Origin of the sequence: Streptomyces sp. NPDC048277 (assembly GCF_040652235.1) — a bacterium.
Classification (GTDB): domain Bacteria; phylum Actinomycetota; class Actinomycetes; order Streptomycetales; family Streptomycetaceae; genus Streptomyces.
In genome coordinates, this window is record NZ_JBEZLQ010000024.1 from 129,712 (window position 1) to 154,828 (window position 25,117).

Annotated in this window: 22 protein-coding genes and 1 tRNA gene; 16 read left to right on the plus strand and 7 right to left on the minus strand. The window is 71.1% G+C overall.

Going from position 1 to position 25,117, the window contains the following annotated elements; genetic code table 11:
* The first annotated feature begins 209 nt into the window (after positions 1–209).
* The 9 genes from AB0D85_RS39000 to AB0D85_RS39040 all read left to right on the plus strand — a co-directional run bounded on the left by AB0D85_RS39000 (position 210) and on the right by AB0D85_RS39040 (position 10,192).
* A complete protein-coding gene (locus tag AB0D85_RS39000; RefSeq protein ID WP_362331304.1) occupies positions 210–1,046 on the plus strand; it encodes a hypothetical protein in 837 nt (278 codons plus the stop codon).
* A 189-nt stretch (positions 1,047–1,235) separates the two neighbouring features.
* Positions 1,236–1,973, plus strand: coding sequence for a YcnI family protein (locus tag AB0D85_RS39005; protein ID WP_362331307.1), 738 nt, complete (start codon positions 1,236–1,238; stop codon positions 1,971–1,973).
* A 118-nt stretch (positions 1,974–2,091) separates the two neighbouring features.
* Positions 2,092–2,745, plus strand: coding sequence for an SCO family protein (locus AB0D85_RS39010; RefSeq protein ID WP_362331310.1), 654 nt, complete (start codon positions 2,092–2,094; stop codon positions 2,743–2,745).
* Positions 2,746–2,774: 29 nt separating this feature from the next.
* Complete coding sequence (locus tag AB0D85_RS39015) at positions 2,775–3,203, plus strand: copper chaperone PCu(A)C (protein WP_362331447.1); 429 nt, start codon at positions 2,775–2,777, stop codon at positions 3,201–3,203.
* A gap of 14 nt (positions 3,204–3,217) precedes the next feature.
* On the plus strand, positions 3,218–5,245 hold the full coding sequence (locus tag AB0D85_RS39020; protein WP_362331313.1) for a copper resistance protein CopC: 2,028 nt from the start codon (positions 3,218–3,220) through the stop codon (positions 5,243–5,245).
* Positions 5,246–5,253: 8 nt separating this feature from the next.
* Entirely contained in the window at positions 5,254–6,531 is a 1,278-nt protein-coding gene (gene efeB / locus AB0D85_RS39025) for an iron uptake transporter deferrochelatase/peroxidase subunit (RefSeq protein WP_362331316.1), read from the plus strand.
* A 123-nt stretch (positions 6,532–6,654) separates the two neighbouring features.
* Positions 6,655–7,590: a prephenate dehydratase gene (gene pheA, locus AB0D85_RS39030; protein ID WP_362331319.1), complete on the plus strand. Its 936-nt coding sequence runs from the start codon at positions 6,655–6,657 to the stop codon at positions 7,588–7,590.
* A 530-nt stretch (positions 7,591–8,120) separates the two neighbouring features.
* On the plus strand, positions 8,121–9,398 hold the full coding sequence (gene serS / locus AB0D85_RS39035) for a serine--tRNA ligase (RefSeq protein WP_362331322.1): 1,278 nt from the start codon (positions 8,121–8,123) through the stop codon (positions 9,396–9,398).
* The gene (locus AB0D85_RS39040) at positions 9,395–10,192 is read left to right on the plus strand and encodes an HAD family hydrolase (protein ID WP_362331325.1); all 798 of its coding nucleotides are present in this window, start codon (positions 9,395–9,397) and stop codon (positions 10,190–10,192) included. Before serS ends, AB0D85_RS39040 begins: the two co-directional genes overlap by 4 nt.
* An 89-nt stretch (positions 10,193–10,281) precedes the next feature.
* On the opposite strand, the gene AB0D85_RS39045 is transcribed toward AB0D85_RS39040, so the two are convergent.
* The 6 genes from AB0D85_RS39045 to AB0D85_RS39070 all read right to left on the minus strand — a co-directional run bounded on the left by AB0D85_RS39045 (position 10,282) and on the right by AB0D85_RS39070 (position 14,421).
* A tRNA-Ser gene (locus tag AB0D85_RS39045) sits at positions 10,282–10,369 on the minus strand.
* 273 nt (positions 10,370–10,642) lie between these two features.
* On the minus strand, positions 10,643–10,840 hold the full coding sequence (locus AB0D85_RS39050; RefSeq protein ID WP_362331328.1) for a hypothetical protein: 198 nt from the start codon (positions 10,838–10,840) through the stop codon (positions 10,643–10,645).
* A 79-nt stretch (positions 10,841–10,919) separates the two neighbouring features.
* Positions 10,920–11,639 carry an ABC transporter permease gene (locus AB0D85_RS39055; protein WP_362331331.1) on the minus strand — a complete coding sequence of 240 codons (720 nt, stop codon included), beginning with the start codon at positions 11,637–11,639 and terminating at the stop codon, positions 10,920–10,922.
* A 10-nt stretch (positions 11,640–11,649) separates the two neighbouring features.
* Entirely contained in the window at positions 11,650–12,561 is a 912-nt protein-coding gene (locus tag AB0D85_RS39060) for an ABC transporter ATP-binding protein (RefSeq protein ID WP_362331333.1), read from the minus strand.
* Complete coding sequence (locus tag AB0D85_RS39065; RefSeq protein WP_362331336.1) at positions 12,558–13,466, minus strand: ABC transporter permease subunit; 909 nt, start codon at positions 13,464–13,466, stop codon at positions 12,558–12,560. Before AB0D85_RS39065 ends, AB0D85_RS39060 begins: the two co-directional genes overlap by 4 nt.
* A complete protein-coding gene (locus AB0D85_RS39070) occupies positions 13,456–14,421 on the minus strand; it encodes an ABC transporter ATP-binding protein (protein WP_362331339.1) in 966 nt (321 codons plus the stop codon). The genes AB0D85_RS39065 and AB0D85_RS39070 overlap by 11 nt, the downstream gene beginning before the upstream one ends.
* Positions 14,422–14,653: 232 nt before the next feature.
* Between AB0D85_RS39070 and AB0D85_RS39075 the strand changes: the two genes are divergently transcribed.
* The 7 genes from AB0D85_RS39075 to AB0D85_RS39105 all read left to right on the plus strand — a co-directional run bounded on the left by AB0D85_RS39075 (position 14,654) and on the right by AB0D85_RS39105 (position 21,522).
* Entirely contained in the window at positions 14,654–15,502 is an 849-nt protein-coding gene (locus tag AB0D85_RS39075) for a M24 family metallopeptidase (RefSeq protein WP_362331342.1), read from the plus strand.
* Positions 15,499–17,259: an SDR family oxidoreductase gene (locus tag AB0D85_RS39080; RefSeq protein ID WP_362331345.1), complete on the plus strand. Its 1,761-nt coding sequence runs from the start codon at positions 15,499–15,501 to the stop codon at positions 17,257–17,259. Before AB0D85_RS39075 ends, AB0D85_RS39080 begins: the two co-directional genes overlap by 4 nt.
* A 196-nt stretch (positions 17,260–17,455) precedes the next feature.
* Positions 17,456–18,403 (plus strand): MerR family transcriptional regulator, encoded by a 948-nt coding sequence (locus tag AB0D85_RS39085; protein WP_362331348.1) that lies wholly within the window; start codon positions 17,456–17,458, stop codon positions 18,401–18,403.
* A 121-nt stretch (positions 18,404–18,524) separates the two neighbouring features.
* Positions 18,525–19,100 (plus strand): RNA 2'-phosphotransferase, encoded by a 576-nt coding sequence (locus AB0D85_RS39090; RefSeq protein WP_362331351.1) that lies wholly within the window; start codon positions 18,525–18,527, stop codon positions 19,098–19,100.
* An 18-nt stretch (positions 19,101–19,118) separates the two neighbouring features.
* Positions 19,119–19,592, plus strand: a complete 474-nt coding sequence (locus tag AB0D85_RS39095) for a hypothetical protein (RefSeq protein ID WP_362331353.1) — start codon at positions 19,119–19,121, stop codon at positions 19,590–19,592.
* Positions 19,593–19,634: 42 nt separating this feature from the next.
* The gene (locus tag AB0D85_RS39100) at positions 19,635–20,537 is read left to right on the plus strand and encodes an LLM class flavin-dependent oxidoreductase (RefSeq protein WP_362331355.1); all 903 of its coding nucleotides are present in this window, start codon (positions 19,635–19,637) and stop codon (positions 20,535–20,537) included.
* A 97-nt stretch (positions 20,538–20,634) separates the two neighbouring features.
* Positions 20,635–21,522, plus strand: coding sequence for a Cof-type HAD-IIB family hydrolase (locus AB0D85_RS39105; protein WP_362331358.1), 888 nt, complete (start codon positions 20,635–20,637; stop codon positions 21,520–21,522).
* A 65-nt stretch (positions 21,523–21,587) separates the two neighbouring features.
* Here AB0D85_RS39105 and cydD read toward each other — a convergent pair whose 3' ends face one another.
* Complete coding sequence (cydD, locus tag AB0D85_RS39110) at positions 21,588–25,109, minus strand: thiol reductant ABC exporter subunit CydD (protein ID WP_362331361.1); 3,522 nt, start codon at positions 25,107–25,109, stop codon at positions 21,588–21,590.
* Positions 25,110–25,117: the final 8 nt, after the last annotated feature.

Below are 25,117 nucleotides of genomic sequence, written 5' to 3' on the forward strand. Positions count from 1 at the left end.
GCCCTCTTGCCGCCCCCTCGGTCGCCTTTCGCTTCCTTCCGCTTTCTTCCGGCACTCCGGTTCCCCGCCGCTCGCCCTCGCTCCTCCGCCGTGCCGCTCCCCCCTCATCACCCGCCTCCCTTCGGGTTCTTCCAGCGTTTCCGCTCGTAACGGAATCTTCCGGACCTGGCGCATGGCGGGCGGGGGCCCAGTGCGATGATGAGCGCGCCATGACTGCCCCCCGCCCGCGCACGGCGCGCACCGGAAGCGGACTGCGGCTCCTGCGGGCCGCGGTGTTCGCCGCGCTCTGCGTCGTGCTGGCCGCGGCGGGGCACACGCTGGCCTCCTGCGCGACCGTTCCGCTGTGGACACTCGGCGCGGGCTTCCTGGGCACCCTGGTGCTCGTCGCCCCGCTGACCGGCCGGGCCCGCACGCTGCCGGGGATCGTCGTACTGCTCGCGGTCCTGCAGACCGTGCTGCACACACTGTTCGGTCTCGGGCAGCACGGCGGTACGGCGATGGCCACCGGCTCCTCGATGTCCTCCGGCTCCTCGACGGCGATGGGCGACGCGGCCCTGGTCCAGCGGGCGGCCGAGCTGCTGTGCGGGGCCGGGGCGGCGCAGATCAGCCCCGCCCACGCGTACCGGATCCTCTCGGCCGCGCATCTGAGCACCTCCGCCTCGGCCATGGACATGAGCGGGATGGCGCACGCGTCGGACGCCACCGGGTCCTCCGGTTCGCTGCTGCCGTCCGTGCCCATGCTGCTCGGGCACCTGCTCGCGGCCGTCGTGGCCGGGTGGCTGCTGCGCCGGGGCGATCTGGCGTTGCTGCGCCTGCTGGACCTGTCGGCGCACGGGGTCGCCGAGGGGGCGCTCGTCCGGTCCCTGCGCGGGGCGCTCACGCTGGCGTGCGCCCTGTGCGCCGGGCTCGTGGCCGTACCCGAGGCACCCGCGCACAGCCGTCGTAGCGCCTGGGACCGACCGCCCGCCCCGCACACCGTCACACTCCAGCACTCCGTGATCCGGCGCGGCCCGCCGATGACCGCCGCACTCGTTCTCGCCGCCTGACACGACGCGACCAGAGCACTCCCCGGAGTTCGTCCGGAGGGGCCTGCCGCCGTCGTGCGGCACACGCGCGTGCGTGCGTTTTCGATGGTTCTCGTCCCATGGCTCTCGTTCCATGGGTTCTCGTTCCATGAGTTCTCGCCGCACGCCCCCTCAACGACAGAACTCACTCGGAGTGGAGTGCTCCCTGCCATGAAGCCTTCTCGTATCGCCGCCGCTGCCGCCGTCGCGGGCACCGCCGTCCTGGCCGTCTCCTCGCCCGCGTTCGCGCACGTCAGCGTGCAGCCCGAGGGCACCGCCGCCAAGGGCGGTTACGCGGTCATCGACTTCAAGGTCCCCAACGAGCGCGACAACGCCTCGACCACCAAGGTCGAGGTCAACTTCCCCACCGACCACCCACTGGCCTCCGTGATGCCGCAGCCGATGGCCGGCTGGAAGATCGAGGTCACCAAGACCAAGCTGGCCAAGCCGCTGGAGATGCACGGCGAGCAGATCGGCGAGGCGGTCACCAAGGTCACCTGGACCGCCACCGACGGCAAGGGCATCGGGGCGGGCTACTTCCAGAAGTTCCCGCTCTCCGTGGGCGCCCTGCCGGAGAACACCGACGAACTGGTCTTCAAGGCGATCCAGACCTACTCCAACAAGGAGGTCGTCCGCTGGATCGAGGTCCAGCAGGACGGCCAGGACGAGCCGGAGAACCCGGCGCCCGTCCTCACACTGTCCGCCGCCACCGCCGACCACCACGGCTCGGCGACCGCCGAGGACACCGCGGCCAGGACCGAGACCACGGCCTCCTCCGACTCCGGCTCGTCCGGCGGCAGCGACACCACCGCCCGTGTCCTCGGCGTCGTGGGGATCGCCGTCGGCGCGGCCGGCGTCGCCTACGGCGTCCTCGCCGGCCGCCGCCGGTCCACCGGCTCCGAGGCCTGAGCTCCGCCTCCGTAACGCGCACAGGGGGGCGTGCGAGGCTGTGGTGGCCGTCGTGGCTCCCACGGCCCTCGTACGCTCCCGGTGCGCGCCGGATCTCTCACATCTGGGACATTTTTCTATGCGCAAGAAGACGTTCGCCGCGGCCGCCCTGCTCGCCGCCGCCACCCTGACCCTCTCCGCCTGCGGCAGCGGCGACGACAGCACGTCACCCGTCACCGTGGTCTCCGGGGACACCTCGAACAAGGCCGCGACCGTGCTCGACCAGCCGTTCGAGAAGCCGGACCTGGTGCTCACCGACACCCACGGCAAGAAGTACGACCTGCGCGCGGAGACCAAGGGCCGGCCGACGCTGGTCTACTTCGGCTACACGCACTGCCCCGACGTCTGCCCGCTGACCATGAACAACATCGCGGTCGCCAAGAAGGCGCTGTCCAAGGCCGACCAGGCGAAGCTGCGGGTCGTCTTCGTCACCACCGACCCGGCCCGCGACACCCCCTCCGAGCTCGGCAAGTGGCTCAAGGGCATCGACCCCCAGTTCATCGGCCTGACCGGCGACTTCGCCACCATCCAGGCCGGAGCCCGCACCCTCGGCATCTCCATCGAGCCGACCCACAAGGACAAGAAGACCGGCAAGGTCGTCTCGGTGCACGGCACCCAGGTCATGGCGTTCTCGCCGAAGACCGACGGCGGTTACGTCCTCTACGGCGAGAACGCCACCGTCGACGACTACACCAAGGACCTCCCGAAGATCATCAAGGGAGAGAACCCGTGACGCCCGGGAACCGTCTCGCCCTGACCGGGATGGCGATGACGGGGGTGCTGGCCCTGGCGGGCTGCGGCGGTTCGGGCTCCTCGGCCGCGGAACTGTCCGTCGGCGCCTCCTACATGCCCCAGCCGGTCTCCGCCGACATGGCCGCCGGATTCCTGACGATCACCAACAAGGGCGGCACGAAGGACGAGCTGACCTCCGTCACCAGCGGCTCCGCCGGTGAGATAACCATGCACGAGACGAACGGCGGGGCGATGGAGGAGGTCAACTCCTTCGAGGTGCCTGCCCACGGTCAACTCGTGTTCAAAAGCGGAGGCAACCATCTGATGTTCGAGAAGCTGAAGCGACAGCCGAAACAGGGCGACACGATCACCCTGAAACTCAAGTTCGCCGAATCCGGTCCGCTCACCGTCGAGATGCCGGTGAAGTCCGCCACGTACAACCCGTCGACCGGACACTGAGGGAGGGACCGACCTTGACGCGGACCATCACCCCCCGCCTGCGCACGCTGGTGCTGCTGTTCCTCGCCGTCACCGGCGCGCTGCTCGCCGGCGCCGGGCCGGCCTCGGCGCACGCCGCGCTGACCGGCAGCGACCCCGCCCAGGGGGTGGTGGTCCCGAAGGCACCCGACCAGGTCTCGCTCACGTTCTCCGAGAACGTGTCGATGAACGACAACTCCCTGCGGGTCCTCGACCCCAAGGGCAAGCGCGTCGACGCGGGCAAGCCGACCAACCTGAGCGGCACGACCTACGCCGTACAGCTCAAGAGCGGGCTCGGCACGGGCACGTACACCGTCGCCTACCAGGTCGTCTCGGCGGACAGCCACCCCGTCTCCGGCGCCTACACCTTCTCCGTCGGTTCGCCCTCCAAGACCGTCGCCTCGGTCGGGGACCAGGCCGCGGGCGGCGGGGTCGTGGGCTGGCTCTACGGCTTCGGCCGGTACATGTCCTACGCCGGGTACATCGTGCTCGTCGGCGGCGCTGCCTTCGTCCTCGCCTGCTGGCAGCGCGGGTCCGGGGTGCGGGCCATGCAGCGCCTGGTCGTCGGCGGCTGGCTGACGCTCACCGCGGCCACCCTCTGGCTGCTGCTCCTGCGCGGCTCCTACACGACCTCCGGCAGCGTCGGCGACATCTTCGACCTGAACCTGCTCGGCCAGGTCCTGCAGACCAAGACCGGCGCCGCCCTGGTCTCCCGGCTGCTGCTGCTCGCGGCGGCCGCGCTGTTCATCGCCGTGCTCTTCGGGGCCTACGACAAGCGTGAGGACGGCGAGGAGAAGCGCGACCTGACCTTCGGGCTCGCCATCGGCGGGACTGTCGTGGCCGCCGGGCTCGCGGCGAGCTGGGCCATGGCCGAGCACGCCTCCACCGGGCTCCAGCCGGGCATCGCGATGCCGGTCGACGTCATCCACCTGCTCGCCGTCGCCACCTGGCTGGGCGGGCTCACCGCCCTGCTGGTCGCCCTGTACCGGGCGCCCGCCGACACCCCGGTCGAGTCCACCGCCGTACAGCGTTTCTCCCGGGTCGCCTTCGGCTCCGTGCTCGCCCTGGTCGCCACCGGCGTCTACCAGTCCTGGCGCCAGCTCGGCTCCTGGTCGGCGTTCACCGACACGGCCTACGGACAGCTGCTGCTGGTCAAGATCGGGCTCGTGGCGCTGATGGTCGGCATCGCGTCCATCTCGCGACGGTGGACGGGGCGGCTCGTGGACACGGCCGTGACGGAGACGGAGACGGAGGAAGAGACCGAGGCGGAGTCGGAGTCGGCGGAAGAGGCAGAGGAACAGAAGGAGACGGTCAAGGCGTCCGCCGCCGTCAAGGAGGCGTCGGCCAAGTCCGCGAAGTCCGGCGTGTCCGGCACGTCCGGCACCGGCGTCTCCGGAACGGACGTGTCCGCCGGGGAGGGTTCCGCCGACGCCGGTCCCGCGCGTGCCGCGCAACTCGCCCGGCAGCAGGCCGCCATGGACACCGCCCGGCAGAAGCGCGTCCGCGACGCCGATCCCCACCGCTTCGGGCTGCGCCGCTCGGTGCTCGCCGAGGCCGGCGTCGCCGTCGTCCTGCTCGCGGTCACGACCGTGCTGACGCAGACCGAGCCGGGCCGTACCGAGCAGGACGCCAAGGCCGCCACCGCGGCGGCCTCCTCCTCCACGTCGTCGGGCTCGTCCTCGGGGGCGCTGACCCTCGACATGTCCTTCGACACCGGCGGCAAGGACGGCAAGGGTGTCGTCCGCGTCGACCTCGACCCCGCGACCGTGGGCAGCAACGAGATGCATGTCTACGTCCAGCGGCCGAACGGGCGGGCCTTCGACATCCCCGAGGTGAAGGTCTCCTTCACCCTCGCCGCCAAGAAGATCGGGCCGCTTCCCGTGGCCCCCGACCACGTCACCACCGGGCACTGGGCCGCCAACGGCGTGCAGATCCCCATGGCCGGCGACTGGCAGGTCGCCGTCACCGTGCGGACCTCCGACATCGACCAGGTGACCGTCTCCAAGAACGCGCAGATCGGCTGAACCGCACCATGGCTGAACCGTCCCAGTCCCTTCGTACACCGGCCCCCGAGGAAGGCCCGTCGGCTCCCCCCTCCGGGGGCGTCAGCCGGCGCGCACTGCTCGGCACCGCCGGGGCCACCGGGCTCGCACTCGGCGCGGCCGGCGCGGGTGTCGGCTACGCGGCCGCGCCCGCCCAGGCCACCCCGCTCAGCTCGGTGGGCTCCGGCCGGGCGATGTTTCACGGGAAACATCAGCCGGGCATCACCGAGGGCCTCCAGGCGCGCGGCCACCTCGTCGCCTTCGACCTGGCGGCCGGCGCCGGCCGCACGGAGGCCGCCGCGCTGCTGCGCCGCTGGTCGACGACGGCCGGGCGGCTGATGGCGGGCGAGCCGATGACGCAGGACGACACGGACGTGGCCCGGGACGCCGGTCCCTCGTCACTGACGATCACCTTCGGCTTCGGCAACAGCTTCTTCGCCCGTACCGGCCTGGAGAAGCAGCGTCCGTCCGCCCTGGATCCGCTGCCCGACTTCTCCTCCGACCAACTCGACAGGGCGCGCAGCAACGGCGACCTGTGGGTGCAGATAGGCGCCGACGACGCCCTGGTCGCCTTCCACGCCCTGCGCGCCCTCCAGAAGGACGCCGGCAGCGCGGCCAAGGTGCGGTGGCAGATGAACGGCTTCAACCGCACTCCCGGTGCCACCGCCCACCCCATGACGGCCCGCAACCTGATGGGCCAGCTGGACGGCACCCGCAATCCGAAGCCGACGGACTCCGACTTCGACAAGCGGATCTTCGTGCCCTCCTCGGGCGAGCCCGCGTGGATGGCGAACGGCTCCTACGCCGTCGTACGCCGGATCCGCATGCTCCTCGACGACTGGGAGAAGCTGTCGCTCGCGGCGCAGGAGAACGTGATCGGGCGGAAGAAGTCGAACGGGGCACCGCTGTCCGGGGGCACCGAGACGACCGCGATGGACCTGGAGAAGGCCAAGGCCGACGGCGAGTACATCGTCCCGATCAACGCCCATGCCCGGATCACCCGGCCCGACCAGAACGGGGGCGCGGCCATCCTGCGCCGTCCGTTCTCGTACCACGACGGCATCGACGCCGACGGGACGCCGGACGCGGGGCTGCTCTTCGTCTGCTGGCAGGCGGACCCGCTGCGCGGGTTCGTGCCGGTGCAGCGGAAGCTGGACCGCGGGGACGCGCTGTCGCAGTACATCCGGCACGAGGCGAGCGGACTGTTCGCGGTGCCGGGCGGGGCGGCCGACGGGGAGTACGTGGGACAGCGGCTGCTCGAAGGGTGATCTCCGGTTACCGAAGTGATTTCTGATCACTATTGGTGCGATTCCGTATTTCAAACCACCCGGTCGAGTGGATCCGATGAGACAAGTGAGCCTGGCTCCCCCGCGGCCATTAGGGTGAGGGACATGCCAGCGAGCTATGCGTATCTCGGTCCCGAAGGCACCTTCACCGAAGTCGCCCTGCGCACGCTTCCGGAGACCGCCACCCGGGAGCTGATCCCGTACGTCTCCGTGCAGTCCGCGCTGGACGCGGTGCGCAACGGCGAGGCCGAGGCCGCGTTCGTGCCGATCGAGAACTCCGTCGAGGGCGGGGTCACCACGACCCTCGACGAGCTGGTGGCGGGCAAGCCGCTGATGATCTACCGCGAGGTGCTGCTGTCGATCACCTTCGCACTGCTGGTCCGGCCCGGCACCAAGCTCTCCGAGATCAAGACGGTGACCGCCCATCCGGTCGCCCAGCCGCAGGTCCGCAACTGGCTGCGGACCCACCTCCCGGAAGCGGTCTGGGAGTCCGCCGCCTCGAACGCGGACGGCGCCCGCCTGGTCCAGGAGGGCCGCTACGACGCCGCGTTCGCCGGTGAGTTCGCGGCCGAGCGGTACGGTCTGGAGGCCCTGGAGACCGGGATCCACGACGCGGAGAACGCGCAGACCCGGTTCGTCCTGGTGGGCCGCCCGGCCCGGCCCGCGGCCCCGACCGGCGCGGACAAGACCTCGGTCGTCCTCTGGCAGAACGACGACCACCCGGGCGGGCTGCGCGACCTGCTCGGCGAGTTCGCCACCCGGGGCATCAACCTGATGCTGCTGCAGTCCCGGCCGACCGGCGCCGGCATCGGCAACTACTGCTTCTGCGTCGACGCCGAGGGCCATATCTCCGACCGGCGGGTGGCGGAGGCCCTGATGGGGCTGAAGCGGATCTGCCGCCAGGTGCGGTTCCTGGGCTCGTACCCGCGGGCGGACATCAGGCCCGGCGAGGCCCCCGAGCCGACGCTGCCGGGGACGTCGGACGAGGAGTTCGTCGCGGCCTCGGACTGGGTGGCGCGCTGCCAGGACGGCCGCTTCTAGCCAGTCGTACCCTCATATATTCGTTATCCACAGGGGTTATCCACAGGTGCCCTTCTCGACCTGGGGACAAGTCGACAGCGACGCATGAGTCTGTCGACAAATCGGTCTACGGCCCCTCGGGGCGACCATGATCGCCCGCATCACCCTTCGTCCACCTGTTTCCCATGGTTCATCTTTTGGAGCGACGCCTTTCCACTCGAAAGTGGGTGTTGCCCTGGTTTGAACCGGGAATTCCTCTCTTCACATGGCGCTTGCGGAGTGATCAATTCCGAAGTCCACATCTCTTCCACACACCCTGTGGATAACTCTCGCGGGGGTGTGGATACCTGTGGACAACCGCACCCCCAAGTCCCGTTCTCCACAAGGAAATCGAGTCAACCGCAGACCGCGGGCTTACCCCGTCCCAGGGAGTGAGACACTTTTTATTGACACGCTCGGCAATTCCCCCATAACGGAACGTAAGCCGCGATTCGGAACACGTGTGAATAGTGGTTCGTGGGGGGCAACCCCGCACCGGTAGCCTTGGCTCTGTGATTGACCTTCGCCTGCTCCGTGAGGACCCCGACCGTGTGCGCGCGTCCCAGCGCGCCCGTGGAGAGGACGTCGCGCTCGTCGACGCCCTCCTCTCCGCCGACGAGCGGCGCAGGTCGTCCGGCGTCCGCTTCGACGAGCTGCGCAACGAACAGAAGCAGCTCGGCAAGCTCATCCCCAAGGCCTCCGCCGACGAGAAGGCCGAGCTGCTCAAGAAGGCCGAGCAGCTGAAGGCCGACGTCAAGAGCGCCGACGCCGAGCGCGACGCCGCCGATGCCGAGGCCCACGAGCTGCTGCTCAGGCTCGGCAACCTCGTCCACCCCGACGTGCCCGTCGGCGGCGAGGAGGACTTCGTCACCCTGGAGACGCACGGCACGATCCGCGACTTCGGCGCCGAGGGCTTCGAGCCCAAGGACCACCTGGAGCTGGGCCAGCTCCTCGGCGCGATCGACGTCGAGCGCGGCGCCAAGGTCTCCGGCTCCCGCTTCTACTTCCTGACCGGCGTCGGCGCCCTCCTGGAGCTCGCGCTCGTCAACGCGGCGATCGCCCAGGCCACCGAGGCCGGCTTCACGCCCATGCTGACCCCGGCGCTGGTCCGCCCCCAGTCCATGGCGGGCACCGGCTTCCTCGGCCAGGCGGCCCAGGACGTCTACCACCTCGACAAGGACGACCTCTACCTGGTCGGCACCTCCGAGGTACCCCTGGCGGCGTACCACATGGACGAGATCATCGACGCCGAGCGCCTCCCGCTGCGCTACGCCGGCTTCTCGCCCTGCTTCCGCCGCGAGGCCGGTTCGCACGGCAAGGACACCAAGGGCATCTTCCGCGTCCACCAGTTCGACAAGGTGGAGATGTTCTCCTACGTCGCCCCCGAGGACTCGGAGGCGGAGCACCAGCGTCTGCTCGCCTGGGAGAAGCAGTGGCTGACCTCGCTGGAGCTGCCGTACCGCGTGATCGACGTCGCCACCGGTGACCTCGGCGCCTCGGCCGCCCGCAAGTTCGACTGCGAGGCGTGGATCCCGACGCAGGGCAAGTACCGCGAGCTGACGTCGACGTCGGACTGCACCGAGTTCCAGTCCCGTCGGCTGTCGATCCGCGTCCGCGACGGCAAGCAGGTCAAGCCGCTGGCCACGCTGAACGGCACGCTGTGCGCCGTACCGCGCACGATCGTGGCGATCCTGGAGAACCACCAGCTGGCCGACGGCTCGGTGCGCGTGCCCGAGGTGCTGCGTCCGTACCTGGGCGGCCGGGAGGTCCTGGAGCCGGTGTCCCGGTGAACTTCCCCTACGGGCTGATCGCCACCGACCTCGACGGGACGCTGCTGCGCTCCGACGAGTCGATCTCCCAGCGCACCCGCGATGCGCTCGCCGCGGCCACCGCGGCGGGCGCCGCGCATATCGTCGTCACCGGCCGCGCGGTCCCCTGGACCCGGCACATCCTCGACGACCTCGGCTACGAGGGCCTCGCCGTCTGCGGCCAGGGGGCGCAGGTGTACGACGCCGGGACGCACCGCCTGCTGACGTCCGTGACGCTCGACCGGAAGCTGGCCGGGGTCGCCCTGGCGAAGATCGAGGCGGAGGTCGGCCCGCTGTACCTCGCGGCGAGCCGCGACGGCCTCGACGGAGACGTGCTGGTCGGTCCGGGGTACGCGGTGGCGGGGAAGCTTCCGGCGACACCGTTCACGGACGTGGCGGACCTGTGGGCGGCGCCGCTGAACAAGATCTACATCCAGCATGCCGAGCTGTCCGACGACGAGCTTGCGGAGGTCGCCCGGCAGGCGGCCGGTGGCTTCGTCACGGTGGCCATGGCCGGCGAGGGCATCGTGGAACTGCTCCCGCTCGGCCTGTCCAAGGCGACGGGGCTGTCCCTGGCCGCGCGCCGGCTGGGGCTGAAGGCGGCCGACACGATCGCCTTCGGCGACATGCCGAACGATGTGCCGATGTTCGCGTGGGCGTCGTACGGGGTGGCCATGGCCAACGCGCACGAGGAGCTTCGCTCGGTGGCCGACGAGGTGACGTCTTCCAACGAGGAGGACGGGATCGCGGTGGTCGTGGAGCGTCTGCTGGGTTGAGGCGGTGGGGTGGCTGCGGGCCGGTGGGGGCTGGTCGCGCAGTTCCCCGCGCCCCTAGGGGCGCTGTGGCTCAAGTGTCTTCCATAGCGCGGAGGATGCACGGATCGAACGTGCGCGGGCTTTCCAGGCCCGACCACGGCTTAGCAAGCCGGTGCCTTACCACTCGGCCAATCCTCCGGGTGGGCGGCCCACGCGAGAGCGACCATCGCGTGCTCGAAGCGGCCGCCCCGGGCAGCTACATGGCGATCCGCCGCGGGCTGCCCTGACGGGAGCGGGACGTACTGCCGTGCATGGACATCGTCCGGCTCCTCTCCCAGATGGTGGGGTGACACAACAACTGTGCCTGTACGCCGAGTTCGATGCCACTCAATTAACGTGAGGTGAGCGCCCCTCAGAGGCGCGAGGAACTGCGCGACCGGCCCCCACCGGGCCCGCAGTCACCCCACAACCTCAACGGCGCCACCACTTGCGCCGCGCCTTGCTGAAGAACCACCCCGCCGGCGCCTCGTCCGACCGCCACGGCTGAGGCTCCGGCTGCTCGGCCTTCCACCGCGCCGCCAGCATCCGCGCCCGCGCGGACGGCTCCGACGTCTCCGCGGACCGTATGAACTCCTCGTCCAGGACGAGGTCGTTCCACTCGTCAGCCATCCCCGCGCCTCCTACGCAGCATCCCCTTTGACCCAGTGTGACCTGACGGGGGTGAAGCCCCCGTCAATAAGGCGGGCGTCTACTCCTCGCCCGCGAGCGTCAGCGAGCGGAGCTTCTGTCCCGCGTACCAGGTCGCCAGCACGGTCACCGCGATCAGCAGCACCGTGGCCGTCGTCAGCGACACGTCGGACGTGACCAGTTCACCGCCCGTCACCTTGTGGGCGACCGCCAGGGACCACTGCTGGACGCTGAGCGTGCGCGCACCCGGCACCAGGGAGCCGAACAGGGCCTCCCAGACGAGGGCGTAGACGAGCCCGAAGACCACCGCGTGCCGCGAGACCGTGCCCAGGAGCAGGAAGAGCGCGGCGTAGGCGATGGAGGCGACGAGCGCGGCCACCGTGTAGGCGACGGCGATCTGCTGGCCGTTGCCGTTGAGGATGAAGCCCGCGATCAGCGTCGGCAGGGCGGAGAACACCATCGTCACGGCGATCGCCACGATCAGCTTGGTCATGATGATCGTCGGCCGTTTGATCGGCTTGGACAGCAGGTACACCACCGAGCCGTCGTCGATCTCGGGGCCGATCGCGCCCGTGCCGGCGATGACACCGATGAGCGGCACCATGGTCGCTAGGGCGAGGCCGCCGAGCAGGTCGGAGGCCGTCTGGTCGTCGGCGCCCGCGAGGCCGCGGACGACGACGGAGATCGCGATGAGCAGCAGGGGCAGGATGCCCAGGATGAGGGCCCGGCGACGGCCGAGCAGGGCCCGGTAGGTGAGCCGGGCGACAGTGGGGTCGTACATCTTCGGCCTCCTACGCCGCGACCAGGTACGAGAACACGGATTCGAGGGACTCGTCGGACGGCGAGACCGTGAGCAGCCGGATGCCGTGGTCGCGGGCGACCTTCGGCAGCAGGGCGGTGAAGCGGCCGAAGTCGACGGCCTGGATGCGCAACGCGCCCTCCGTGACGTCCACTTCGATGCCCGAGGTGGAGGGGTCGGCGATGAGGGCCGCCGCGAGCGCGCGGTCGTCGCTGGAGCGGACCAGATAGCGGTGCGGGCGGTCGGTCATCAGACGGCGGATCTTGCGGAAGTCGCCGCTGGCCGCGTGCCGTCCGGCGACCACGACCTCGATGTGCCAGGCGAGTTGCTCGACCTCTTCGAGGATGTGGGAGGAGAAGAGCACCGTGCGGCCCTCGTCGCCCATCTTCCGCAGCAGGTCCATCAGCTGCATGCGCTGGCGCGGGTCCATGCCGTTGAAGGGCTCGTCGAGGAGGAGCAGGGACGGCTCGTGGACCAGGGCGGACGCCATCTTCACGCGCTGGCGCATGCCCTTGGAGTACGTCGAGATCTTGCGGTCCTGCGCGTACTCCATCTCGACCGTGGCCAGGGCCTTCTGGGCCGCCTTGGCGCCGAGGCCGTGCAACTCGGCGTTGGCGACGACGAATTCGCGGCCGGTGAGGAAGTCGTACATCGCCTCGCGCTCGGGGACGATGCCGATGTGCTTGTAGATGGCCTCGTTGCGCCAGGTCGGCTGCCCGTCGAGGGTGACCGTGCCGGTGGAGGGGGCGAGGAAGCCGCCCATCATGTTGATGAGGGTGGACTTCCCGGCGCCGTTCGGGCCGAGGAGACCGGTGACTCCGGGGCCGATGGTCATGGTGATGTCGTTGACGGCGACCACGTTGCCGAACCAGCGGGAGACGTGGTCGATGGAGAGCGTGGTCACAGTCCCACCTTCTTGTAGCGGCGCAGCAGGAGGCCGTAGCACGCGGCGATGAGGCCGAGGACGACGAGCAGGTACACCGCGCCCTGGGCGTGGGAGGGTCCGCCGTCGCCCGGGAAGGTGTTGGTGCCGCCGAGGAGGGAGCTGCTCAGGCCGCCGATCAGGGTGACCGGCGAGAACAGGCCGATCCACGGGATGGCGCCGGTGCTGCCCCGCCCGTCGGCGATGGCCTGGAGGGTGGAGACCGCGCCGTAGGAGATGATCAGTACGGCGATCACGGCGGCGATGCCGAAGCCGCGGCGCGGGGTGACCGACGCGATGACCAGGCCGATGCCGGCGAACAGCAGGGACAGCAGGGCCACCGAGACCAGTCCCTGGCCGAACCCCTTGCTCTGGTGGGCGAAGTCCATCTTGGCGAGCAGGGCGCCCACGTACAGCACGACCAGCGGGGCGCCGGTGAGGACGAACATCGCCGAGGCCAGGGCGGCGAACTTGGCCTGGACGTAGTCGGCGGTCTCGATGGGCCGCGAGAAGTACAGCGGGATGGTCTTGAAGCGCAGGTCGCGGGAGACGGCCTGGGGCGCCTGCGAGGCGACGTACAGGCTGATGACGGCCTGCATGATGATCGCGTACCGCGTGTAGGACACCGGCAGGTCGTGCGCCTTGGTGGCGACGGCGACGGCCACCATGATGGCCGCCGGCACGCACATCACCGCGAACAGCAGCATCGGCAGCACCTTGGACTTCACCGAGCGGCCGAGGCCGTAGGAGCCGCGCAGGGTCTGCGAGTACAGGGAGCGGCGGGCGTAGGCGCGGCCCAGGCGCGGGCCGTCGTAGCCGCGGTAGCCGATGTCGTGGATTCGGGACTGGTCACCCGCGGGGGTGGCCAGGGGCTGCTCAACCGCCATGGACGGCCGCCTCCTTCCGCTGCTCGTCGCTGGTGGTGAACACCTCGGAGATGTGGTGCCGGCGCTGCTCCATGCGCACCAGGCCGAGGCCGAGGTCGGCGACGACGTCACGGACGAGGTCGTACGTCTCCTCGCCCTGGGCGGTCAGCAGCAGGATGTGGCCGGCGCCGGGCAGGCCGCCGCCCTCGTTGTCCGTCTCCACCCCGCGCGCGTGGAGCGCGTCGCGCACCGCGCGGGTGCCGTCGGGGTGCGCGTCGCTGTCGGTGACCTCGAGCGCGAGGGTGGTCGTGCTCTGCGTGAAGTCCGTGGTGGAACTGGAGCGCAGCAGCTTGCCGCCGTCGACGACGACCACGTGGTCGCAGGTGCGCTCCAGTTCGCCGAGCAGGTGCGAGGTGACCAGGACCGAGATGCCGAAGTCCGTGTGGATACGGCGGATCAGGCCGAGCATGTCGTCGCGGCCGACCGGGTCGAGGCCGTTGGTCGGCTCGTCGAGGAAGACCAGCTGCGGGTCGTGCACCAGGGCCTGGGCGAGCTTCACGCGCTGCTTCATGCCGGTCGAGTAGCCGCCGATGGGGCGGTACCGCTCCTCGTACAGGCCGACGTGGCGCAGGGTGTCGGCGGTGCGCTCGCGGGCGGCGGTGGGCGGCAGGCCGGACATGCGGGCCATGTGCACGACGAACTCGGTGGCCGAGACGTCGGGCGGCAGGCAGTCGTGCTCCGGCATGTAGCCCACGCGCTCGCGGATGGCGGCGCCCTTGGTCGCGACGTCGAGGCCGAGCACTTCGGCGCGGCCCTCGGTCGCGGGGGACAGACCCAGCAGGATCTTGATCAGGGTGGACTTGCCGGCGCCGTTGGCTCCGACGAGTCCGGTCACACCGGGTCCGATGTCCACGGACAGCCGGTCGAGCGCGGTCACCCGGGGGAACCGCTTGCTCAGGCTTTCGGTCGCGATCACAGTCACATCGTCGAAGGTAGTGACCTGGACCACGGCCGGTCGTCAGACCCGAGAGCCGTCTTCGCATCACTCTCGAGTATTACGGAGCCCTAGGGGATCCCCTGCTTGAGAGCTACACAGAGTTATCCACAGGCCCTGTCCCGCCTATTGACGCCGCCTCTAACAACTGTCACATTCACCAGTGCCAAGTTACGGGCACGTACCGCAGTCGACGGGGACGGGGACGGGGCGGATGACGACGGCAGTGGCATCGAAGGAAGAACGCGCCACGGAGCTCCAGGGTTTCCGGCGGGTGCAGCGGCTCGCATACGAGTGCGCCGAGGCGGTCGCGGCCCGGCTGGAGCCGGGGATCACCGAGCGCGAGGCGGCCCGGATGCAGCGCGCGTGGCTGCGCGAGAGGGGAGTGCGGGACTGGTTCCACCTCCCCTTCGCCTGGTTCGGCGACCGCACGGCCTTCGCGAACTTCCGGATACCGCTGCAGTTCTTCCCGACCGACCGCCGGCTCGAGCCCGGGATGCCGTTCATCCTGGACCTGGCCCCGGTGTACGAGGGGTTCACGGCGGACATCGGCTACTCCGGCTCCCTCGGCGTCAATCCGCTCCAGGACCGCCTGATGGCCGGCCTGGAGGCACACCGCGAGCTGATCCTGCGCGAGGTGCGCGAACGGCGCCCGCTGCGCGAGATCTACGAGGACGTGGACCGCCTGATGGTCCGCCAGGGCTACGCCAACCGGCACCGCGCGTACCCGTTCGGCGTGATCGCGCACAAGGTGGACCGGGTGAAGCAGCGCCAATGGTCACCGCATGTGTTCGGGTTCGGCACCCAGTCCCTGAAGGGCCTCGCCGCCGACGCGCTGCACGGCCACCGCGAGGGCTGGTCGCCTCTGTGGTCGCCGTACCGCTTCTCCGACCACCCGCCCCGGCCGGGCCTGTGGGCGGTCGAACCGCACCTCGGCTTCCGGGGCACGGGAGCCAAGTTCGAGGAGATCCTCGTGGTCGCCGACTCCCGGGACCCCGAGCAGAGCGCCTTCTGGCTGGACGACGATCTGCCGCACGTGCGGCGCTGGGCGGAGGACAAGTGACGGCACTGCAGGGCGCTCGCGAGCGCCGGGTGCGGACCGGCGGCATCGACCTGTGCGTGGCGGAACTGGGGGACCCGGCACAGCCGACGGTCGTCCTCGTCCACGGCTACCCGGACACCAAGGAGGTCTGGTCCGAGGTCGCGAGCCGCCTCGCCGGCCGCTTCCACGTCGTGCTGTACGACGTCCGGGGCCACGGCCGCTCGACCGCGCCGCAGCCGCTGCGCGGCGGCTTCACCCTCGCCAAACTCACGGACGACTTCCTGGCGGTGATCGACGAGGTCAGCCCGGACCGCCCGGTGCACCTGGTCGGCCACGACTGGGGCTCGGTGCAGTCCTGGGAGTTCGCGACGGTGGGGCGCACGGAGGGCCGTATCGCCTCCTTCACGTCGATGTCCGGACCGTCCCTGGACCACTTCGGCCACTGGATCAACGCGCGCGTGAAGCGCCCGACACCCCGCAGGGTCGGCCAGCTCCTCGGCCAGGGCGCCAAGTCCTGGTACGTGTACCTGCTGCACACGCCGGTCGTCCCCGAACTGGCCTGGCGCGGCCCCCTCGGCAAGCAGTGGCCGAAGATCCTCCGGCGGGTCGAGAAGCTCCCGTCCGGCGACTACCCGACGGCCTCCCTCCCCTCCGACGCGGCACACGGCGCCTGGCTGTACCGCGACAACGTACGGTCCCGGCTGCGCCACCCGCGCGAGGACGCGTACGCGCACGCGCCCGTGCAGCTCATCACGCCCCTGGGGGACGCGTTCCTCTCCGAGCGGCTCTACGACGACCTGGAGCGCTGGGCTCCGCGGCTGACCCGGCGCACCCTGCCCGACAAGCACTGGATCCCGCGCACCCGGCCGGACCAAGTGGCGGCCTGGATCGAGGAGTTCGTGATGTCGGTGGAGGACGGCCGGAGCGCGGAGCCGAAGCCCGCCGACCGCCATGCCCAGCGGTTCGGCGGCCAGTTGGTCCTGGTCACGGGTGCGGGCAGCGGTATCGGACGGGCGACGGCGTTCGCGTTCGCGGAGGCGGGCGCGCGCGTGGTGGCCGTGGACCGGGACGGGGAGGCCGCGGCCCGCACCGCCGAACTGTCCCGGCTGGTCGGCGCGGCGGACGCGTGGGCGGAGACGGCCGACGTCTCCGACGAGCAGGCGATGGAGAAGCTCGCGGAGAAGGTCCACCGTGCGTACGGCGTCGTGGACGTGCTGGTCAACAACGCGGGCATCGGCCTGTCGGGCTCGTTCTTCACGACGACGGCGGAGGACTGGCGGCGGGTCCTGGACGTCAACCTCTGGGGCGTGATCCACGGTTGCCGGCTCTTCGGGGCGCGGATGGCGGAGCGGGGCCAGGGCGGTCACATCGTGAACGTCGCATCGGCCGCGGCGTACCAGCCCTCGCGGGCACTGCCGGCGTACAGCACGTCCAAGGCGGCGGTCCTGATGCTGTCCGAGTGCCTGCGCGCCGAACTCGCCGCCCAGCGCGTCGGCGTGACCGCGATCTGCCCCGGCTTCATCAACACGAACATCACGTCGACGGCCCGCTTCACGGGGGTCGACGAGGAGGAGCAGCGCCGGAGGCAGCAGCGCTCCGCGCGGCTGTACGGGATGCGGAACTACCCGCCGGAGAAGGTGGCTTCGGCGATCCTGGAGGCGGTGGAGCGGAACAGGGCGGTGGTGCCGGTCACGCCGGAGGCGAGGGGGGCGCGGTGGCTTTCGCGGGTGGCGCCGGGGGTTTTGCGGCGCATCGCGAGAGTGGAGCCGAGGTTGTGAGGGCGTAAGCCTGGACGTCGTACGGCTGCGGGCGCGTGGGGGCTGGTCGCGCAGTTCCCCGCGCCCCTAGAGGGGCGCTATCGCCGCGGGCAGTCGTGCCGCTGGGGCGGCACGGGTGGGCGCAGCGGCACCCTGCAAGCGCCGGCAAGCGAAACCCCCCGCCCCACCCCGCCCGCACCAGCCAAGGAGCGCGCACATGACCGACCCCCCACCCCACAACGCCTACCGCATCGAGGACTTGGCCCACCTCTCCCAGACCTCTGTCCGCACCATCCGCGCCTACCAGGACAAGGGCCTCCTCCCCCGCCCGGAACGCCAAGGCCGAGCCAATCTCTACTCCGGCATCCACCTCACCCGCCTCCACCAGATCGCCGACCTCCTCGCCCGCGGCTACACCCTCGCCTCCATCAAGGAGCTCCTCGACGCCTGGGACACCGGCCGCGGCCTCGCCGGTGTCCTCGGTCTCGTCACCGAGGCCGAGGGCCCCTGGACCGACGAGGAACCGGCCCGGCTCTCCCGCGCCGACCTCGACGCCCGCTTCGGCGGCACCCCCGACGACACGGCCGTGGCCGAGGCCGTGGAACTCGGCGTGCTGGAGCCCGTGGACGGCGACCCCGACTCCTTCCTGGTCCCGAGTCCCCAAGAACTCACCGTGGCCGCCGAGTTGCACGCGGCCGGGGTTCCGATCGCCGCGATCTCCGATCATCTGCGGGAGTTGAGGGTCCAGGTGGAGCACATAGCGGCCAGATTCCTGGAGTTCACCACCGAGCACGTCTTCGCCCGCTACCTCGACGACCCCGACCACCGCACCGACGCGAAAGCGGCCGAGGCGGCCTCGCTCGTACGGCGCCTGCGCCCGCTCGCCCAGCAGACCGTGGACGCCGAACTTGCCCGCGCCATGCGTCTGTTCGCGACCCGGGAGGTGCGCAGGCAGCTCGGGGCGGGGGAGCGGCCCAAGACCCGCGCGGAGACGCGTACCGTGTCCCTGCCCGCCGAGACGATTCAGGCCGTACAAGGCCTTGTTGGCCCGGACCACACCGCCGAGTTCATCGCCCTGGCCGCCGAACGTGAGGCTCGGGCCCGCCGCTTGGACGCTCTGACCTCACATCACCACCCTGTTAACGATCTTGACGAAACACCGTGAATCGCCCAGCAGTTGTCCACAGTGCGCCCAATTCCCCTGTGGATAACCGCACTTGCTTGTGGATCAAACCTCCGGCAAAAAATATCTGCGTGATCCGCGTCTCTCCCGGCACCCTGGTGGCATGAACGTGAGACACAAAGAAGGAGGGTGGGACGAGCGGCGCACCGTAAAGGTGTCGAAGTACCTCTCGAAACACCTGCGCCACCAGCCCGAACGCATCGGCCTCACCCTCGACCAGGCCGGCTGGGTGGAGATCGACACCCTGCTCGCGGCGGCAGCGGCGCACGGCTTCCCCGTCACCCGCGAGGAGCTGGACCACGTCGTCGCCGCCAACGACAAGCAGCGGTTCGCGATCGAAGGCACCCAAATCCGTGCCAGTCAGGGGCACAGCATCGACGTCGAGCTCGGACTGCCCCCGGCGACCCCGCCGTCGTATCTCTACCACGGCACCGCCGCCCGGAACCTGGACGCGATCCGGACCGAGGGCCTCCGCCCTATGAACAGGCACGACGTGCATCTGTCGGCCGACCGCGAGACCGCCACCCGGGTCGGTGCCCGGCGCGGCCGCCCGGTCGTGCTGTCGGTCGACGCGGGCGCGATGCACCGGGACGGCCATGTCTTCCACATCAGCGCGAACGGCGTGTGGCTGACACAGTCCGTACCGCCGGACTACCTGCGCTTCCCGGATCCGCACTGACCCGGCATCATGAGTGGTATGGACCATTTAAGGGACCCGAAGTACCCGGAGCACCTTCCGACCACCGAGGCGGCCGTCACGGCGCTCCGCGCGATCGCCGCGGAGTACGGCCACGAGATCGAGGTGACGCACGACATCGGCGCCGACCGGACCTCGCGCCGCAGCGCGGCGGGCTTCGGCGTCACGCTCGACCCGGACGGTTCGCTGCCGCACGAGGCGTACGCCGAGTTCGGCGGGCTGCCCCGGGTGAGCGTGCGGCTCTACCCGGACGACGACGCGCTGATCATCGTCGAGGGCGTCGAGTGCCACGACGTCCCGCGCGACGACGTCCCCGCGTTCCTGCGCTCCGTCTTCGGCGGCCTGGCCCACGTCCGGTCCCGCCGCTTCCCGCCCGCGGCCTGGCTGCTCGTGCCGCTGCCCGGGGACCGGACGCACAAGGAGTACCTCACCGTCGGCCTGCTCACGCCGTGGCTGAGCAGCCGCATACGGTGACCGTTTCGTCCGTCGTCGGCGCGTCCCCTTAGTCTCGGACGCATGAGTCTGCGCCTGAGCACCGTGATCCTGCCGTACCGCCGCTGGAGCGAGGGCGGCCGTTCCGCCTGGACGCGGGCCGAGGAGCTGGGCTTCCACACCGCGTACACCTACGACCACCTGTCCTGGCGCAGCTTCCGGGACGGCCCGTGGTTCGGTGCGATCCCGACGCTGACCGCCGCCGCGTCCGTCACCGACCGGCTGCGCCTGGGCACGCTCGTCACCTCGCCGAACTTCCGGCATCCGGTGCCCCTCGCCAAGGAGCTGATCTCGCTCGACGACATCTCCGGCGGCCGCGTCACCCTCGGCATCGGCGCGGGCGGCAACGGCTTCGACGCCACCGCGCTGGGCCAGGAGCCGTGGGCCCCGCGCGAGCGTGCGGACCGGTTCGCCGAGTTCGTGCCGTTGCTCGACCGGCTGCTCACCGAGGACTCCGTGACGTACGAGGGCGCGTTCTACTCGGCCCACGAGGCGCGCGACATCCCGGGCTGTGTGCAGCGGCCCCGGCTGCCCTTCGCGGTCGCGGCCACCGGCCCGCGCGGGCTCAAGCTCGCCGCGCGGTACGGCCAGGCGTGGGTGACCACCGGCGACCCGAAGCTGTACGAGAACGGCACTCCCGAGCAGTCGGTCGAGGCGCTGCGCGGTCAGCTGGGGAAGCTCGGCGAGGCCTGCGCGGCGATCGGCCGGGACGCGACGGAACTGGACAAGGTCCTGCTCACCGGGTTCACCCCGGACCGCGGCCGCCCGCTGGAGTCCCTGGACGCCTTCGTGGACTTCGCCGGCCGCCACCAGGAGCTGGGCTTCACCGAGCTGGTGATCCACTGGCCCATCCCCGACTCGGACTTCGCGGCCGAGCAGAAGGTCTTCGAGCAGATCGCCATGGAGGCGCCGGCCCAGCTGGGCTGAGCGCCGGTCCGCGCCGGCGGCCGGGGCGCGGCTTCCAGGACGCTGCGGAGTCGTCTGTGTCTCATCTGTGCACCGTGCCGCACTGCCGTGCGGGCATATGCGCGAGAATGGCGCGGTGACCTCAGCGACCCGACAGCCCGAGACCCCTGCCTTCGCGACCCCGCCCCGGCTGATCGCCACCGATCTCGACGGCACCCTGCTGCGGGACGACAAGTCGGTCTCCCCGAGGACGGTCGCCGCGCTGGCCGCCGCCGAGGAGGCGGGCATCGAGGTCTTCTTCGTCACCGGCCGGCCGGCCCGCTGGATGGACGTCGTCAGCGACCATGTGCACGGCCACGGCCTGGCGATCTGCGGCAACGGCGCCGCCGTGGTCGACCTGCACGGCGGCCCCGGCGCCCACCGCTTCGTGAAGGTGCGCGAACTGGCCCGGGACAACGCGCTGGACGCCGTACGGCTGCTGCGCGACGCCGCGCCCGGCACGGTGTACGCGGTCGAGCAGACGTACGGCTTCCACCAGGAGCCGGCCTATCCCAAGCTGCACATGGAGACACCGGACCATCTGCTGTCAGCCGAGGAGATCCTCGCGGTCGGCGGTCCGAGCACCGGTGAGCCCGTGCTCAAGATCCTCGCCTACCACTACGACCTCGACCCCGACGCCTTCCTCACCCTCGCCCGCCTCGCCATCGGCGACCGGGCCACCGTCACCCGGTCCAGCCCCAGCGCCCTGCTGGAGATCAGCGGGCCGGGCGTCTCCAAGGCCAGCACGCTCGCCCTGGAGTGTGCCGAGCGCGGAATCTCGCCCGAGGAGGTCGTGGCCTTCGGTGACATGCCCAACGACGTCGAGATGCTGACCTGGGCCGGGCGGTCGTACGCGATGGGCAACGCCCACCCCGACGTCATCGCCGCCGCCTCCGGCCGCACGGTCGCCAACAACGAGGACGGCGTGGCGGTCGTGATCGAGCAGATGCTGGCCGCCCGTATCTGAAGCTCCCAGAGGGCGGCCGGCGCGGCGAGCTCAGGAGCCGAGTGGGCCGACGGACCGCCTTCGGACTAGGGAGCTCCCACCAGCGACTCCACCGCCGCCTCGCGCTCCGCCATCTCCCGCAGCGGCCCGGCCACGGCCGCCAGCTCCGTGTAGGGCCCGCGCTGCACCACCCGGCCCCCGTCGAGCACGATCACCTCGTCCACGGCATCGAGCCCCGCCAGCCGGTGCGTGATCAGGAGGGTCGTACGCCCCTCGGTCGCGGCCAGCAGGTCCGCCGTGAGCGCGTCCGCCGTGGGCAGGTCCAGATGCTCGGCGGGCTCGTCCAGGACGAGCACCGGGAAGTCCGCGAGCAGCGCCCGGGCGAGCGCCAGCCGCTGCCGCTGCCCACCGGACAGCCGGGCCCCATGCTCGCCCACGAGCGTGTCGAGGCCCTCGGGCAGCCCGTCCGCCCAGTCGAGCAGCCGGGCCCGGCCCAGCGCGTCCCTCAGGTCCTCCTCGATGGCGTCCTTCCGGGCGAGCAGCAGGTTCTCGCGCACGGAACTGTCGAAGAGGTGCGCGTCCTGGGCGCACAGCCCGACGAGGCGCCGTACGTCGTCGCTGTCCATGGCGTACGCGTCCACACCGGCGAGCGTGTAGGAGCCCGCCTCCGGGTCGAGGAACCGCAGCAGGACCTGGGCGAGCGTCGTCTTCCCGGACCCCGAGGCACCGACCACGGCAACCCGGCGCCCTTCGTGGAGGGTGAGATCGAGCCCGGCGAGCGCATCCCGCTCCTGACCCGCGTACCGAGCCGTCAGGCCCTTCAGTACGACGGGGAAGGGCGTCGCGGGCGCCTGGCGCGGCCGCTCCGGCTCGCCCACGGGCTCGGGGGCGTCCAGCACCTCGTAGATGCGTTCGGCGCTCCTGCGCACCCGCTGGCGGTGCCGTACGGCGAGGGGCAGCCCCAGCACGGCCTCGAAGGCGGCCAGCGGCGTGAGGACGACGACCGCCATCGCCACCCCGCTCAGCCGGCCGTCGGCAACCCCCTGAGCACCCAGCAGCGCGGCGGCCGCGACGGTCAGGCCGGTCAGCAGCGCGGTCAGCCCGTCGCCGAGCGCGGTGGCCGTGGCGCTCCGCGAGGCGATCCGGGTGAGCGTGCCGTCAGCCTGCCGGGCTTCTTCCGTGCGGGCGGGCAGCGCGCCGGCGACTGTCAGCTCGGCGGTGCCGGTGAGCAGGTCGGTCACCCGGGTCGCCAGCAGCCCGCGGGCGGGCGCCAGCCGGTGCTCGGCGCGCCGGGCCACGGCGGAGGTCACCAGCGGAACGCCGACTCCGGCCGCCAGCAGCCCCACCGCGAGCGCGGCTCCGGCCTCGGGCAGCAACCACGCCGTGAACCCCACGGACCCCGCGGAGACGGCCACCGCGGCCCCGACGGGCAGCAGCCAGCGCAGCCAGTAGTCCTGCAGGGTGTCCACATCGGCGACCAGCCGGCTGAGCAGATCGCCCCGCCTGACCGCCCGGAGCCCGGCAGGGGCGAGCCGCTCAAGCCGCCGGTACACGGCGACCCGGGTATCGGCCAGCATCCGCAGCACGGCATCGTGCGACACCAGCCGCTCGCCGTACCGGAAAACCGCTCGCCCGATCCCGAAGGCCCGCGTAGCCGTAACGGCCACCATCAGATACAGCACCGGCGGCTCCTGCGAGGCCCGCGAGATCAACCACCCGGAGGTGGCCATCAGACCGACGGCACTGCCGAGCGCGAGAGCCCCGAGCAGAAGAGCGAGCAGCAGCCGCCCGCGCCGAGGTCCGGAGGCAGCACGGACCCGACCGAGCACACTCCGACGACGCACGCCTCCAGCCCCCACAGCCCCATGCGCCACCCCACCGAGCCGACCAGCCACCTCGCCTTCCAATTGACCGAGTCGGGTGGTGGCTGGGCGAAGGTTCTGGGGGTCCAGGGGGCGGAGCCCGCTGGTGGCCTCGCCGTCGGAAAGCCGTACCACCCGGTCCGCCGCCGAGAGCAACGCCGGCCGGTGCACCACCAGCAACACGGTCCGCCCCTCGGAGAGCCTCCGTACCGCCGCGACGACCTCCGCCTCGGTCGCCCCGTCCAACGCAGCCGTCGGCTCGTCCAGCAACAGCACGGGCCGGTCGGCAAGGAACGCCCGTGCCAGCGCCAGCCGCTGCCGCTGCCCGGCGGACAACCCGGCGCCGTCCTCGCCGAGCACGGTCCCGGCACCCTCGGGCAACGCGTCCACGAACTCCAGCGCCCCGGCGTCCCGCAACGCCCCCCGCACGGCGTTGTCGTCCGCGTCGGGACGGGCCAGCCGTACGTTCTCGGCGATCGTCCCGGCGTACAGGTGCGGCCGCTGCGGCACCCACGCGATCCGCGACCGCCACTGCTCCAGGTCGACGTCGGCGAGATCGGCTCCCCCGATCCGCACCCGGCCCTCCGTCGGCCGTACGAACCCCAACAACACGTTCAGCAGCGTCGACTTGCCCGCCCCGCTGGGGCCGACCAGCGCGACGGTCTCCCCGGGTTCGACGGTGAGCGAGACATCGGTGACCGCGTCCGCCGTGCGACCGGGGTAGCGGACCGTGACCCCTTCAAAGGCCAGAGAGGCGGCAGCAGGCACCTCACCGGCCTCGGACACCGGTATCGGCGTCTCCAGCACCGCGAAGATCTCCTCCGCCGCCGCGAGCCCCTCCGCCGCCGCGTGGAACTGGGCGCCCACCTGGCGCAACGGCAGATACGCCTCGGGCGCCAGCACCAGGATGACCAGCCCGATGTACAGGTCCATGTCGCCGTGCACCAGCCGCATACCGATGGTCACGGCGACCAGCGCCACCGACAGCGTGGCCAGCAGTTCCAGCGCGAAGGAGGAGAGGAAGGCGATCCGCAGGGTCCGCATGGTCGCCTGCCGGTACTCACCGGTGATCCGGCGGATCGACTCGGCCTGTGCCTTGGCCCGGCCGAACACCTTCAGCGTGGGAAGCCCGGCGACCACGTCCAGAAAGTGGCCGGACAGCCGTGACAGCAGCCGCCACTGACGGTCCGTCCGGGACTGCGTGGCCCATCCGATCAGCACCATGAAGAGCGGGATGAGCGGCAGGGTCCCGACGATGATCGCCGCGGAGACCCAGTCCTCCGTGACGATCCGCGCCAGCACCGCGACGGGCACGACCACCGCGAGCCCCAACTGCGGCAGATAGCGCGAGAAGTAGTCATCGAGGGCGTCGACGCCGCGAGTGGCGAGGGTGACCAGCGACCCGGTCCGCTGTCCGCTCAGCCAGCCCGGACCGAGCGTCACCGCCCGGTCCAGGAGCCGCCCCCGCAGCTCGGACTTGACCGCCGCGCTCGCCCGGTGCACGGCGAGCTCGGTGAGCCAGGAGACCAGCGCCCTGCCGACGGCGACGGCCGCCAACAGCAGCAGGGGAGTACGGAGTTCGGAGACCGAGTGGCCGTGCTGGAAGGCGCCGACCACCACTTCGGCGATGAGCATCGCCTGGGCGATGACCAGCCCTGCACCCACGGCACCGAGACCGACGACAGCCACCAGGAAGAGGCGGGTGGCACGGGCGTAGCGCAGCAGACGCGGATCGATTGGTTTCACGTGAAACA